The organism is Halomonas sp. 5021 (genome assembly GCF_036663435.1).
In the GTDB taxonomy this organism is placed as follows: Bacteria; Pseudomonadota; Gammaproteobacteria; order Pseudomonadales; family Halomonadaceae; genus Vreelandella; species Vreelandella janggokensis.
Map to the genome: position 1 here is coordinate 30,602 of NZ_JAXOVU010000001.1, position 14,223 is coordinate 44,824.

At 55.6% G+C, this 14,223-nt stretch carries 13 protein-coding genes; 8 read left to right on the top strand and 5 right to left on the bottom strand.

All coding sequences use genetic code 11. The annotated features are described in order from the left end of the window. Positions 1-67: 67 nt before the first annotated feature. A complete protein-coding gene (locus tag R3F64_RS00140; RefSeq protein WP_199283522.1) occupies positions 68-1,597 on the bottom strand; it encodes a UxaA family hydrolase in 1,530 nt (509 codons plus the stop codon). 376 nt (positions 1,598-1,973) lie between these two features. Between R3F64_RS00140 and R3F64_RS00145 the strand changes: the two genes are divergently transcribed. The 8 genes from R3F64_RS00145 to uxuA all read left to right on the top strand — a co-directional run bounded on the left by R3F64_RS00145 (position 1,974) and on the right by uxuA (position 10,648). Then, positions 1,974-2,735, top strand: coding sequence for a GntR family transcriptional regulator (locus tag R3F64_RS00145; protein WP_199283521.1), 762 nt, complete (start codon positions 1,974-1,976; stop codon positions 2,733-2,735). Then, positions 2,732-3,943, top strand: coding sequence for a D-mannonate dehydratase ManD (gene manD / locus R3F64_RS00150; protein WP_085918993.1), 1,212 nt, complete (start codon positions 2,732-2,734; stop codon positions 3,941-3,943). Before R3F64_RS00145 ends, manD begins: the two co-directional genes overlap by 4 nt. Before the next feature lie 14 nt (positions 3,944-3,957). Continuing rightward, the gene (locus R3F64_RS00155; RefSeq protein ID WP_309781423.1) at positions 3,958-4,980 is read left to right on the top strand and encodes a Zn-dependent oxidoreductase; all 1,023 of its coding nucleotides are present in this window, start codon (positions 3,958-3,960) and stop codon (positions 4,978-4,980) included. Between the two features lie 63 nt (positions 4,981-5,043). Further along, the gene (locus tag R3F64_RS00160) at positions 5,044-6,012 is read left to right on the top strand and encodes a TRAP transporter substrate-binding protein (protein ID WP_085918991.1); all 969 of its coding nucleotides are present in this window, start codon (positions 5,044-5,046) and stop codon (positions 6,010-6,012) included. Positions 6,013-6,108: 96 nt separating this feature from the next. Then, positions 6,109-6,687 (top strand): TRAP transporter small permease, encoded by a 579-nt coding sequence (locus R3F64_RS00165; protein WP_085918990.1) that lies wholly within the window; start codon positions 6,109-6,111, stop codon positions 6,685-6,687. Positions 6,688-6,689: 2 nt separating this feature from the next. Next, entirely contained in the window at positions 6,690-7,973 is a 1,284-nt protein-coding gene (locus R3F64_RS00170) for a TRAP transporter large permease (protein ID WP_199283517.1), read from the top strand. 2 nt (positions 7,974-7,975) lie between these two features. Next, on the top strand, positions 7,976-9,445 hold the full coding sequence (locus R3F64_RS00175; RefSeq protein ID WP_332609066.1) for a mannitol dehydrogenase family protein: 1,470 nt from the start codon (positions 7,976-7,978) through the stop codon (positions 9,443-9,445). 24 nt (positions 9,446-9,469) lie between these two features. Beyond that, entirely contained in the window at positions 9,470-10,648 is a 1,179-nt protein-coding gene (gene uxuA / locus R3F64_RS00180; protein WP_332609067.1) for a mannonate dehydratase, read from the top strand. Between the two features lie 40 nt (positions 10,649-10,688). Here the strand turns inward: uxuA and kduD are convergent, their stop codons facing one another. From kduD to R3F64_RS00200, 4 genes are read right to left on the bottom strand one after another with little or no spacing between them, the layout of a single operon-like run. Further along, positions 10,689-11,441: a 2-dehydro-3-deoxy-D-gluconate 5-dehydrogenase KduD gene (kduD, locus tag R3F64_RS00185; RefSeq protein ID WP_264823328.1), complete on the bottom strand. Its 753-nt coding sequence runs from the start codon at positions 11,439-11,441 to the stop codon at positions 10,689-10,691. Positions 11,442-11,488: 47 nt separating this feature from the next. Beyond that, positions 11,489-12,172 (bottom strand): HAD family hydrolase, encoded by a 684-nt coding sequence (locus tag R3F64_RS00190; RefSeq protein ID WP_264823327.1) that lies wholly within the window; start codon positions 12,170-12,172, stop codon positions 11,489-11,491. Between the two features lie 8 nt (positions 12,173-12,180). After that, a complete protein-coding gene (locus R3F64_RS00195; protein WP_332609071.1) occupies positions 12,181-13,155 on the bottom strand; it encodes a 2-hydroxyacid dehydrogenase in 975 nt (324 codons plus the stop codon). A 45-nt stretch (positions 13,156-13,200) separates the two neighbouring features. Next, entirely contained in the window at positions 13,201-14,184 is a 984-nt protein-coding gene (locus tag R3F64_RS00200; protein ID WP_332609073.1) for a sugar kinase, read from the bottom strand. Positions 14,185-14,223 lie beyond the last annotated feature (39 nt).

Here is a 14,223-nt window from a genome sequence, read left to right on the forward strand (position 1 = left end):
GCCCAATCGACTGTCTTTGCCAAATGGTCGCCGACAGCTGATAGGTATCACTGATGACGTCTGTTGATCAGGTGACGGCGCCCACCATCCAGGGGACAAACTCGTTACTACCATAGCCCAGCGATTCGCTGGCCGTTTCTTCGCCGGAGGCGATGGCAATGATCTTCTGGAATATCGCTTCGCCACAGCTCCTGACGGTGTCATCCCCGTCGATGATGCCGCCACAATTGATATCCATATCCTCTGACATGGCATCAAACATGGCGGTGTTGGTGGCAAGCTTGATACAGGGTGCAGGCTTGAAGCCCGACACGGAGCCACGGCCGGTGGTAAAGCACACGATCGTCGACCCAGAGGCAATCTGTCCCGTCACGGAGACCGGGTCGTAGCCAGGGCTGTCCATGAAGTTGAAACCGGGCTTTTTGATGGGTTCGGCATACTCGAGCACATCACTGAGACTTGAGGAGCCACTTTTGGAAACGGCGCCAAGTGACTTCTCAAGTATTGTGGACAGGCCACCGGCTTTATTACCTGGCGAGGGGTTGTTGTTCAGCTCAGCGCCATTGATCCAGGTGTAGTGCTTCCACCAGGCGATACGCTCCAGTAGCTTGCGAGCAACGCTGACATCGACGGCCCGGTTGAGCAGCAGGTGTTCGGCGCCGTAGATCTCTGGGGTCTCGGCCAGAATGACACTGCCCCCATGCTGTACGATGAGGTCGGCCGCATAACCCAGCGCCGGGTTGGCGGTAATGCCCGAATAGCCATCGGAACCGCCACACTGCAGGGCAACGGTAAGATGTTTGAGTGGCGCTGGCTGGCGCGGGGTATGCGCATGGGTATTGGCCATGGCGAGTATCTTGTCGCTGGCCAGTTTAATGCTGGCACGTGTTCCACCCGCCCCCTGAATGTTGAAGTAGTCGAGCCGTTGGCTATCCGTCATTCCGTACTTGTCGACCAGCGCCTTTACCTGGTTGCTCTCGCAGCCCAGGCCGATCACGATCACAAACGCGAAATTCGGGTTCACCGCATAGCCGGTGACGACTCTTTCCAGAAAGGCAAATCCCTCCGACTCGGTGTTCATGGCGCAGCCTGACCCATGCGTGACGGGAACCACACCATCGAAGCCGAGTTTTTCAAGCCCTGCCGACGCGTTAAGTTGATCCGCGGTGGCCTTGACCACGGTCGCCGAGCAATTGACCGTAGCCACGATGCCAATGTAGTTACGGGTACCGACGCGGCCATCACTGCGGTGAAAGCCATTGAAGGTCAGGTCACTCTCCACGATGGGTGTCGGTGCGGCGGGAGTGAAGTTTTCAAGCGATGTATCACGCTCCAGCATGGCCAGATTATGTGTGTGGACATGGTCACCCGCACGGATCGGCTGGCTGGCCAGGCCTATCGTCTGCCCATATTTTACGACGGGGGTGTTCGCCTCGATATCGACCAGCGCCACCTTGTGGCCGGCCATGATGTTTTCTCGTGCAGCCCCTAATGCCTGACTGAGCGAAAGCCCTTCGGCGATATTCCGGGTGGCAACGCCCACATTGTCATCAGGGTCCAGGCTGATCACCATCGGGTAATCATTGATAAGTTCCATCGTTTTCTCCAAATCGCGACAGGCGGTTCGCATACCGTCGGGCCAAGGTGACTCCTGGTGTGATGGTATAGCTGTCATGCCACCATGCTACACGTTTATATGAGCCCTAAAGTTCCGTCAAGGCTTTGTCGTTACTTGGCCTGTCTTGACGCTATTTTATGGGTTTTTGTCATGCGGCTTTGGGGGCGGACGTTACTGGTGGTGAAAAAATACTGGGTGCAGTGATACATCGTCACTTAGGACCTTATGGACGCCGATCAGTCAGCGACCAAAGTATAAGTGCCGCAGGCTTTCTATATCATCAATCCACTACCATACTAGTCATATCAGTAGTGGCCGTTACCTGTCACGAACCTTCCTATCAGGATCAGTTGTTATGCACGCGACCTTACAAACGCTATGGCAGGAAACCCACGAAAGAGACCCGGTACGCCAACGGCTATTTCATGTGCTGAGGCAGTCGATTATCCAGATGGTGCTGGCGCCAGGGCAGGCGCTATCGGAAAAGGAGCTTGCCGACACCTTTTCAGTTAGCCGCCAGCCAGTACGTGAAGCCTTCATAAGGCTCTCCGAGGCCGGATTAGTAGAGGTGAAGCCTCAGCGTGGCACTTATGTGGTGAAGATATCCCAGCGGGCGGTGCTTGAGGCGCGCTTTGTGCGTGAAGCGGTGGAAGTGGCGATTGTAAAAATGGCGGCTGAAAAAGGCCTTGATCCGGGCGTGTTAACAGATCTGCATGATCTGTTAGCACGGCAGCGTCGCTGTATTGAGCCTAATGATAATGAGCGATTTTATCGTCTTGATGAAACCTTCCATCGAACGCTTTCGCTGGGCGTAAAGCAGCAGGCAGCCTGGAAAGTCATTGAAGAAGTCCGGGCTCAGCTTGACCGGGTGCGCTATCTCAGTGTGCCCCATAGCACCCCGCTGGAAAGGCTTGTGGATCAGCATTCCAGCATCGTTGCGGCAATTGAGGAGCGAGACGCCTCCCGAGCAGAGCAGGCGATGTCTCTTCATTTGCGCGAGATATTGGTGTCCATGCCCGATCTGGTGCGTCGTTTCCCCAATCTTTTCGAGGCACAGGAAAATCAACGGTTCGATGAACAAGAAAACCCAGCGCTGAAGCAGGAGGCAATCCAATGAAGATTGAGCAGGCCTATACCATTGTAACCTCGCCGGGGCGCAACTTTGTGACGCTGAAGATTGTGACTGATCAGGGCGAGTACGGCATTGGTGATGCGACGCTCAATGGGCGCGAAATGGCGGTTGTGGCGTACCTGGAGGAGCACGTAATCCCGACGTTAATTGGGCGCGACCCCCAGCGCATCGAAGACATCTGGCACTACCTATACCGTGGTGCATACTGGCGGCGTGGCCCCGTCACAATGACCGCGATTGCCGCCGTGGATATGGCGCTTTGGGATATTAAAGCGAAGCTGGCGGAGATGCCGCTGTACCAGTTGTTAGGTGGTAAGAGTCGTGACCGGGTGATGGTGTATGGCCATGCTACCGGCCGAGATATCGACGCCTGCCTGGAAGAGGTCGCTCGCCACGTAGACGAAGGCTATAAGGCAGTCCGTGTTCAAGCGGGTATTCCAGGCATTGCCAGTATCTACGGCGTTGCCAAAAAAGATGGCGAACCCTACGAGCCTGCAGATGCTGACTTACCCGCAGAGCACGTGTGGAGTACCAGTAAATACTTAAACCATGTACCTAAGTTGTTTGCCGCTGTTCGGGAGCGTTTTGGTGATGATTTGCACGTGCTACACGATGTTCATCACCGCCTGACCCCCATCGAAGCCGCCCGTTTAGGCAAAGAAGTTGAGCCTTATCATTTATTCTGGCTTGAGGACTGTGTGCCTGCTGAAAATCAGGAGGCGTTTGGGCTCATTCGCCAGCACACCACCACACCGCTGGCGGTAGGCGAAGTATTTAACAGCCTGTTTGATGCCAAAACGCTGATTGAAAATCAGTGGATCGACTATATCCGCACCACTTTGACCCACGCTGGGGGAATTACCCACGTACGGCGAATCGCCGACTTGGCGGGCCTTTATCACGTGCGCACCGGCTTCCATGGCCCGACGGATCTCTCACCGGTTTGCCTTGGCGCGGCGATTCACTTTGACACCTGGGTACCCAACTTCGGCATTCAAGAATATATGCCGCATACCAGCGCGACTGATGAGGTCTTCCCCCACGATTACCGGTTTGAAAACGGGCACTTCATTGTGGGCGAAACGCCCGGTCACGGCGTCGATATCGATGAGCAATTAGCCAAGCAGTATCCCTATAAGCGGGCCAGTCTGCCGGTTAACCGGTTGGAAGATGGCACTTTGTGGCACTGGTGAGGAGAAGCATGACAATGAAAGCATTTCAGGTGAAGGCGCCGCACGACTACCAGGTAGCAGATGTTGCCCCCCCTCAGGCTGCCGCTGGAGAAGCGCTTGTACGTGTAGCCTTTGCAGGTATCTGTGGTTCGGATATGCATATTATCCATGGAGATAACGCTTTTGTGCGTTTTCCTCGTATCACCGGTCATGAGTTTGCCGGGGTCGTAGAGGCGGTCGGTGATGGAGTGCAGAACGTCGCTGTAGGGGATCGTGTTTGCATTGATCCTGTTATCAGCTGTGGCCAGTGCTATCCCTGCCGTATTGGCCGTCCCAATGTGTGCAGCGCGCTTGAAGTGATCGGCGTGCATCGTGACGGTGGCTTTGAGGAATCTGTTGCCGTCCCCGCCGCAAACGTCCACCACCTTCCAGATCATATCGGCCTGGACGCGGCTGCCCTGGTTGAGCCTTACACCATTGCCGCCAATGTGCTTGATCGTATGCAGCCGCATCCCGGTGACCGACTAATGATTTTGGGAGCGGGTGTTATTGGCATGACGATCCTGCAGATGGCCCTGGCCAAGGGCATTGAAGAAGTGGTCGTAACGGATGTGATCCACGAACGATTAGCGGCAGCGAAAGAGCTCGGTGCAACGTACGTGTTCAATAGCCGTGATCAGGATGTCGAACATGAGGTTTTGGCCTTGACCAACGGTGAGGGGGTGCCACTGATCGCGGATGCGGCCTGCGTACCAGCGCTTTTACCCCAAATGCTGCGCTTGGCGTCTCCCGCCGGGCGCATTGGTTTGCTGGGTTTCAGCGTTCAGCCAAGTGAGCTCGTTCAGCTAGAGGTCATCAAGAAGGAGCTGACCCTGGTGGGGTCGCGTCTTAATAATCGCAAATTTCCGGAGGTGCTTGAGCTAATGGCAAGTGGCCAGTTGAATCCATTGGCGCTGGTGAGTCATCGGCTGCCACTCAGTGAGATGCCAGGTGCCATTGACATGCTTGATCACCGTCCTGAAGAGGCCCGAAAGGTACTGATTCAAATCAGTGCTTGAGGGTAACAACGCCAACTCACGATTCACAAACAATCTACAACGCCCGTGTGCAGGAGAAAAATCATGATCAAACAACTTATGACAAGTGCTGTTCTCGGGGCTGCCATGTTAGGCAGTCATTCACTCATGGCAGCAGATTACACGCTGCAATTTGGCCACTTGGCAAATGAGCAGAACATCTGGCACCAGGCCGCCGAAAAGTTCAAAGAGGAAGTTGAAACGAATTCCGACGGTCGGATTGAAGTGCAACTTTACCCCAATGAGCAACTCGGTAACGAAATGGATGTGATCAATAGTATCCAACTAGGCACGGCGGATATGACGATCACCGGTGAAAGCTTACAGAACTGGGCACCTAAAGCCGCGATGATGGCGGTACCTTACGCTTTCCGAGACGCCGAGCATCTGCATGCTGCGGTTAACGGTGACATTGGCGCCGAAATTGAAGCGCAAATTACCGAGCGCACTAACCTGGTACCTCTTGCGTGGTTTGAGCGCGGCCCCCGTCATTTGACCTCCAATCGGCCTATCCGAACGCCTGACGAACTGGATGGCTTGCGCCTCCGTGTGCCTAACGTGCCGTTGTTCGTTGATACATGGCAAGCATTGGGTGCGCGCCCTACGCCCATGGCCTTTAGTGAAGTCTTCACCGCGCTTCAGCAAAACACCCTGGAAGGCCAGGAAAACCCGCTTAGCTTGATTGAAAGCGCCAGCTTCAATGAAGTTCAGGACTACATCAACATGACTGGCCATGTGCGTAGTTGGATCTATGTCGTGATTGGACGTGATCAGCTGGAAAATATGCCTGAAGAGCTTCAGCAGGTGGTGCGCGATGCTGCTCAAACGATGCAAGCGTACGAAGCTGAACTGTTCGAGGAAGACCAGGCACGTCTCGAAGAAGCGCTAGAAGAGCGTGGCATGGAGTTTGTTGAGGTCGATGTCGATGCGTTTGCTGAAAAGGCGCGTCCTGCCGTGCTTGAAGCACTGACGGATGAACAGCGTGAACTCTTTGACGCTATCCAGGACCTGTAAGGCCGTCTTGGCAATGAATTGGCAACGACAATGGGCTGGCCGTAGCGCCAGTCCGTTGTCTAACAACACAAGCAGCTTGCCCATGAGGTTTCGGTTATGAACTCGGATCACAAAGCGCTTGAAAAGCAAGCGTTGGAGAGTCTGGATTCAATGTCGGCGGTGCCTAAATTCAAAGGCTCCATTGGGCGCGTGATTGGCTGGGTGGATACCTGTTTTTTGACGTTGGCCGTTATGGCGTTGATTGCCATTGCTGCCACGGTACTGCTGCAAATATGTTCGCGACTGTTTTTACCGTTTTCGATTGCCTGGACAGAAGAACTGTCGCGCTATCTGTTTATTTACATGGTGGCGTTATCGGTGGGTGTGGTATTGCGCCAGAATCGCAATATCAGCGTTGAGCTTTTCCATCATCGGCTGAGTCCTCGAATGAAGGCAGCTTTCCAAGTCTTGATCTGCTTGATGATTGGTCTGTTTGCCTTACTGGTGCTGCCTTATGCTTGGAAGTATGCCCAAAATGGCACATGGCAGACCTCTCCAACGCTGCATGTCCCCATGCTGTATATCTTTTTCTCAACGGTCGTCACCTTTGCGCTACTCCTGGTGTATAGCTTACTGGGGTGCCTTGAGGGGATGATCGCGATGTGTCGCTCCTCTGCCTCCCTTCAGGAGTCGTAAGCATGGAAGTTATTATCCTGTTTAGTGTTTTCTTGGTGCTACTGCTGGTAGGGATGCCGATAGCCTTTTCGTTGGGGTTGGCATCACTTTCTTACCTCCTGCTGGAGGGTATTTCATTAACCATAGTGCCGCAGCGGATGTATGCGGGCATCGATACCTTCGTTTTACTCTGCATTCCGGGCTTTGTATTGGCCGGTAACCTGATGAATGCGGGTAATATCACTGATCATATTGTGCGCTTTGCCAACGCCTTATTAGGCCATATTCGCGGTGGGCTGGGGCTGGCGAATGTGGGGGGATCGATGATTTTTGGTGGTATTTCAGGTACCGCCGTGGCGGATTCTGCCAGCATCGGCTCGGTCATGATTCCCGGTATGGCGCGCGCAGGCTATGACAAACCCTTTGCCGCCGCCGTCACCGCCGCGTCGTCGACCATTGGGCCGATTATACCGCCAAGCGTTCCCATGATTATTGCTGGATCGCTGAGTGGTATTTCGGTAGGGCGGATGTTTTTGGCAGGGGCCGTTCCCGGCTTGTTGCTGGGGCTCGCCATGATGATTACGGTGTATATCCTGGCCGTTCGCCGCGGGTATCCAAAAGAGAAGCGGGTATCTTTGCTGCAGCTGCTTTGTGAAGCGAAAACGGCCTTTTGGGCACTCTTGATGACCGTGATCATTCTCTACGGCATCATTGGTGGCTTCTTCACGCCCACAGAAGCATCCATCGTTGCCAGCCTATATGCATTAGTGGTTGGCATGTATGTTTACAAAGGGTTGTCGTGGAAAAAACTGCCGGCGATTTTGTCTGACACTGTATTGACCTCCTCGGCATTGCTGCTGATGGTGGGGTTAGCGAATTTGTTTGGCTGGATCCTCACCAGCGAACAGATACCTCAGATGATCGCTGAGCTTATCCTCTCTATTAGTGATAATCCGCTGATAGTTTTATTAATACTTAATCTGATCCTGCTATTCGTCGGCGCGTTTATGGAAACCATCGCCGCGTTAATAATTCTTTTTCCCGCCCTGGTGGGTGTAGCGACTGGCGTGGGTGTCGATCCGGTTCATTTTGCGGTGATCGCGGTACTAAACTTGATGATTGGCCTCACAACGCCGCCGGTAGGGGTATGCCTATTCGTTGTCGCCGGGATTGGTAAGCTGCCGATGTTGACGGTCGCAAGAGCCATTGTGCCATTTTTACTTTGCAACTTAGCCGTACTGTTGTTGGTAACTTACGTGCCCGCTATTTCGCTTTGGTTACCCAACCTACTGATGGGGAGTCATTAACCATGCCTTCACACCGTATTGAAACCTCATCTAAAAGCGGAGAGGTTGGCGTCGTTCATCTGGGGCTCGGCGCCTTCCACCGCGCCCACCAAGCGGCGTATCTGGAGCGTTACCGCCAGCGTACAGGTGACTCTGAATGGGGTGTTTGCAGCGCTAACCTTCGTGCCAGCATTGGCTTGGTCGACGGATTGCGCGCGGCAGGGCATCGCTACCATGTTGCCGAGTACGCCGACAGTGAAAGCCTGACGCTGCGCGAAATAGGCGTGATCGAAGAGACGCTGTTCACTGGCTGCGATACAGAGGGTAACTGGGGACGCGACCGGGAGGCCTTGCTATCGCGGATGGCATCCGCGGATACGCGAATTGTGACCCTGACGGTCACTGAAAAAGGCTATTTCTTGAACCCTGCCAGTGGTGAGTTAAGAAATGATGACCCCATGATCGCCGCTGATATCGCTGCCCCCAAGCAGCCACGCACTGCGCCCGGGCTATTGGTGGAAGCATTGGCCCGGCGGCACAAGGCAGGCATTGCTCCTTTTACCGTTCTGTCTTGCGACAACATGCCAGATAACGGCAAACGGACACGCCAGGCGGTGGTGCAGCTCGCTGAACACCAAGATCCCGCCCTGGCGAGTTGGATTGCCGATGAAGTGGCGTTCCCTTGCAGCATGGTGGATCGGATCGTGCCCGCGATGACGGACGCTGACTTTGAGCGCTTGGCAGCGCTGGGCGTTAACGACCCAAACGCGGTGGTGTGCGAAGCATTCACGCAGTGGGTGGTCGAAGACCACTTCCCCGCAGGGCGGCCGAGCTGGGAAGCTGAAGGTGTTGAAATGGTGGCCGATGTGGCGCCGTTTGAAACCATGAAGCTACGCATGCTCAACGGTAGTCATTCGCTGCTGGCTTACCTGGGTGCGTTGGCAGGGATTGAAACGGTCTATGAGGGTGTCCAGCATGCCAAACTGCGGGCGCTGTTAAACCGCTATATGCTCGAAGAGGCGGCGCCCACCCTCGAGATGCCCGAGGGCATCGACCTGGACGCCTACGCGGACTCGCTATTGGCCCGTTTTGCCAACGATAGCCTGCGCCATCGCCTGCATCAGATCGCCATGGATGGTAGCCAGAAGCTCCCGCAGCGCTGGCTATCCGCCGCCCTGAAGCGCGCAGGTGTCGGTCAGTCATCGCCGTGCGTGGCATTAGGCATGGCGGCGTGGATTCGCTATACCTCGGGTGAGGATCTGATGGGCAATCGCCACCCCGTCGACGACCCGCTCGCCCAGCGCTTCCAGTCGATACATCACGCGCATGGTCGCGATGCTGACGCACTGGTGGCGGCGTATCTGGCTATGGATGATGTGGTGCCAAGCGAACTGGCAACGAATAAGGCATTTGCCCAGGCCGTGGTGACGGCGTACCAGACGTTGACCCAGGAAGGCCTGGAGGAGGCGCTCGCAGCGCTGAAGCATGGTTAGGGGCTAACAAAAAAGGAGAGCACCATGGAACACACCTGGCGTTGGTTTGGCCCGAATGATGCGATTCGCCTGGACGAGATTCGCCAGACAGGCGCAACCGGTATCGTTACCGCCCTGCATGAGGTGCCTAATGATCAGGTATGGCCGGTTGAGGCGATTCGCGAGCGTCAGCAGATGATCGAAGCGGCTGGCCTGACATGGTCGGTGGTGGAGAGCGTCCCGGTCCATGAGTCGATCAAGAAAGGACTGCCAGAACGTGACGCGCTGATCGAAACGTATTGCCAGACGCTGCGACACCTGGCGGCCTGCGGTATCGACACCGTTTGCTATAACTTCATGCCGGTACTCGATTGGACACGTACTGACCTGACCTATGAATTAGCTGATGGCGCCTTGGCGCTGCGCTTTGATCAGGTGGCTTTTGCGGCCTTCGATCTTTATCTGCTGCGGCGACCAGGGGCTGAGCAAGACTACAGCGCTGAGGATAAAGCTCAAGCAAGTCGCTATCTGGAAAGCTTGGATAGCGTTGGCCGTGACCAATTAGTCAATACCCTGATCGCGGGGCTGCCCGGCGCCGAGGAGCATTACACCCTTGAACAGTTTCGGGCTGTGCTGGAAGGGTATGCCGATGTCGACGCCGCCCGGTTGCGAGAAAACCTGGGTTACTTTCTGCAGGCGGTTATTCCGGTGGCGGAAGAGGTGGGCATTCGTATGGCCATCCACCCGGATGACCCGCCCCGGCCGTTGCTGGGATTGCCCCGGGTGGTATCGACGCGCGAGGATGCCCAGTGGATTATCGATCGTGTGCCCAGCCCCGCCAATGGTTTGACGCTTTGCACAGGGTCTTATGGCGTCCGTGAAGATAATGACTTGGTGGCCATGACCCGCCACTTTGCCCCACATATTCATTTTATCCATCTGCGTGCCACGCAGCGCGAAGCGGATAACCTGTCTTTTCACGAGGCGTCGCACCTAGCCGGTGATGTGGACATGGTGGGGGTCATTCATGCGCTGGTGAAAGAAGAGCGGCGCCGCGAACGCGAAGGTGGGGCACGTTTACCGATGCGCCCGGATCACGGTCACCAGCTTCTCGATGATCAACAGCGCCATACCGCACCGGGTTACCCGCTTTACGGGCGCATGCGTGGCCTTGCCGAGCTGCGTGGCGTAGAGTTCGTGTTGCGGCAGTCGACGGCTGGCTAGTGACTGGCTGGATGGCATTCAACTTACTGCTGGATATCATTTAGCGGGCTAGCCAGCCACCGTCAACTGCCAGGGTATGACCATGGACGTAGTGGGCAGCGTCGGAGCATAAAAAGATCACGGCACCCGCTAGATCCTCGGGCGTGCCCCAGCGGCCGGCGGGAATGCGTCCGAGTATTTCATCGTGGCGCTGGGGGTCGTCGCGCAGCGCCTGGGTATTATCGGTGGCCATGTACCCTGGGGCGATGGCATTGACGTTTATATCATGGGCAGCCCATTCGTTGGCCATCAGGCGGGTTAGGCCGAGGATGCCGCTTTTGCTGGCGGTGTAGGAGGGCACGCGAATACCGCCTTGGAACGACAGCAGTGAGGCAATATTGACGATCTTGCCCGGTGCCTCGCGCTCAATCAGGTGTTTAGCCACCTGCTGGGAGAGAAAAAACGCTGCCTTCAAGTTGATGTCTATCACCGCGTCCCAGTCTTCTTCGGTGAACTCGATAGCCGGTGCCCGGCGAATCGTTCCCGCATTGTTGACCAAGATGTCCAGCTTACCCGCCTGAGTGACCGCTTGATGAACAATGTCGTTAGGCGAATCATTGCCTAACTCTGCTTCAACAGCGTAAAAGCGCTTGCCTAAGGCTTCAACCTGCTGGCGGGTTTCCTCGGCAGGGCGGCGGCTGACACCGACAATATCAGCACCCGCTTCGGCCAGGGCCACGGCCATACCTTGGCCTAAGCCTTTGTTGCAGCCGGTAACCATCGCCACTTGATCTTGCAATGAAAATAACCTCATTGAATCCTCCTGAGCCGATTTTCACCAATATGTGTCAACTCCAGGTATTAAACGTCAGCAGGCACGTTGGTGGATAGGTTGGCAATCGCGGTGGGTAATTCACTGGCATGCAGAATGCCGATCGCACCGTCGGGAGTGATTTCCTCTCCAGGAAAGTGGTTCAGATGAATCACGTGCATGCCTGCCGCTAGGCCTGCCTCGACACCCACCGCCGCATCATCAATCACCACACACTGACGTGGAGTATAGCCCATGGCGGCCGCCGCCTTGCGATACAGCTCGGGATCTGGCTTCCATACGTTGAGGGTGTAGGCGCTAAACAGCCTGCCTTCAAAATGGTGGCCTAACGCGGTGCTTTCCAGCGCGCAACGGATCTTGCGCTCGGGGCCATTGGATACCACGGCCATAGGGTGGCTGCTTAACTGTTCCAACGCATCGGGCATGCCGGGTATTACCACAAGCTCGGCACGCATGCGGGCTTCCATGCGTGCCCGCATGTCCGCTTCAAGCTGGGTGAATTTGTCTTCTGCCAACGTCTGAAAACGGCTTTCCAGTGTTTGGACGATGGTCTGGAAACGCACCCCGCGAAATTCATCCATATACTGTCGGGCTGAAAAGGGTAGGCCGAATTCAGGAAGTATCTCGCCCATCACCTCGGCAAGCAGTATCTCGCTATCCACCAGGGTGCCATCGCAGTCAAACAGCAGACAGAGCGGTGTGGCTGTGCTCATCGCAGAGTTCATTGATAGGTTTCCTGATTGACCAGGCTAATGGGGCGTTCACCCTGAAGCGCCAAGCGAATATTATTCACAGCCCGTTGAGCCATGGCGTCGCGGGTTTCATGGGTGGCAGAGCCGATATGCGGCAAAGCGACGACATTGGCCATCGTCGGTAGCGTTGACGAGGCGGCGAGCGGCTCCTGCTCGAAGACATCCAGTCCGGCTGCTTGTATAGCGCCGCTCTCCAGAGCGTGTATCAATGCCGCTTCATCGACGACTTTGCCGCGGGCAATATTGATGAAAATGCCGGTTGGTTTCATTTGTGCAAATTCTTTGGCGCCGATCAGGTGTTCGGTCTCGGCAGTCAGCGGTACTGTGACACAGACAAAGTCAGCTTCGGCCAGCAGTTGGTTAAGTTCGCAGCGCTTAGCGCCAAGCTCGCGTTCTAATGCGGGCTTTTGGGAGGCGTTGGAGTAGAGCACCGGCATGCCAAAGCCCAGCGCACCGCGCCTGGCCACTGCCTGCCCAATGCGGCCAAAGCCGACCATGCCCAGGGTTTTGCCATGCACATCGCTACCAAACAGAGCGGGGCCAATACTGGCTTGCCATTCGCCTGCTTTTACCCACTCGGCTAGTTCCACTACTCGACGCGCGGTGGCCATGACCAGTGCAAACCCCGTATCGGCGGTGGTTTCGGTAAGCACATCCGGTGTATTGCACAGCATGATGCCGCGCTTGGTCAGTTCATCAACGGGGATGTTGTCATAGCCAACAGAAACGGTCGCGATGACTTCCAAGTTGGGGGCTGCGTCTAGCAACTGAGGGGTGATTGCCAAGCCGGAACCGATAATGCCGTGCGCCTCTGCTAATAGAGCGCGATTTTCAGGGGCATCAAGCGCGGAGGTTTTTGCCAGCACATCTACCTTAAATAAATCGCTTAGCTCACCCAGTTGGGCATCGCTGAGTCGTCCTTGAACCATTAACCGTTTTTGCATTGTTATCTCCAGGGTAAAAAAGCGGCTACAAAAAAGCGAGGCGGGTCAGGCGGTGGGTTGCTCTGCTTCAAGCACCTGTAAACGCTCGCGACCAGGCAGGCCTTCCATATCACCAATGACTTGAACGGCCTGAGCGCCAATTAAATTTCCCCGCTGGGCGGCTTGGCGTGCTGAGCAGCCATCAAGCAGGGCGCTGATTACGCCAACGGCAAAGGCATCGCCTGCACCTACGGTATCCACTACTTCAGCGACAGGGCAACCGCTTACCGTAAAGCTCTCCTCTTTCCCATCTAAGCTGCCTCGGTAATAGCTGCCTTCCGGCCCCAGTTTGATAACCACCGCCGAAGCACCTTGATCCAGATAGTAGCCTGCTATGTCGTAAGGCGTCTTTTGCCCTGTGAGTAGCTGGCCCTCGGAAAGCCCTGGTAGTACCCAGTCGGCACGGCCGGCGAGTTCGTTGAGGGTCGATCGCATAACGTTTTCGTTGGGCCAAAGTGACGGTCGCAAATTAGGGTCAAAGGAAACACTGGCACCATGGGCGCGGGCCTGTTCCATCAAATGATGGCTAAGCTGGCAGGCGCTTTCAGATAACGCCGGTGTAATGCCCGTTGCGTGAAGGTGGTTAAGTGCTTGAAAGTCGACATGCTGGGCGTCGTCAACCGTCAGGTGACTGGCAGCACTGCCACGTCTGAAATATTCGACTCGCGGGTCGGCGCCGTCCTGGGCGCGCTCTTTAAAGAGCAGTCCGGTGGGGTGCTGTGCATCGGCGTGAATATAGCGGCCATCGATTCCTTCCGCGGTTAACGCCGCCTGAATAAACTTCCCAAAGCTATCGGTGCCCACTCGGCTTAACCAACCCACTTGAAAACCCAGTCTTGAGAGGCCGATGGCGACATTGTTGTCGGCACCGGCCAAACGGCGGTGGAAACCCTCGATAGCGGATAAATCGCCCGGCGTATCCGCTACAAACATGGCCATGGCCTCGCCAAAGGTGAGAATTTCGGGTGGGCTATCGATAGCGTGTGGCATGGTCAATATTCTCTTTCGGCTGTTTTTTAGCATTCAATG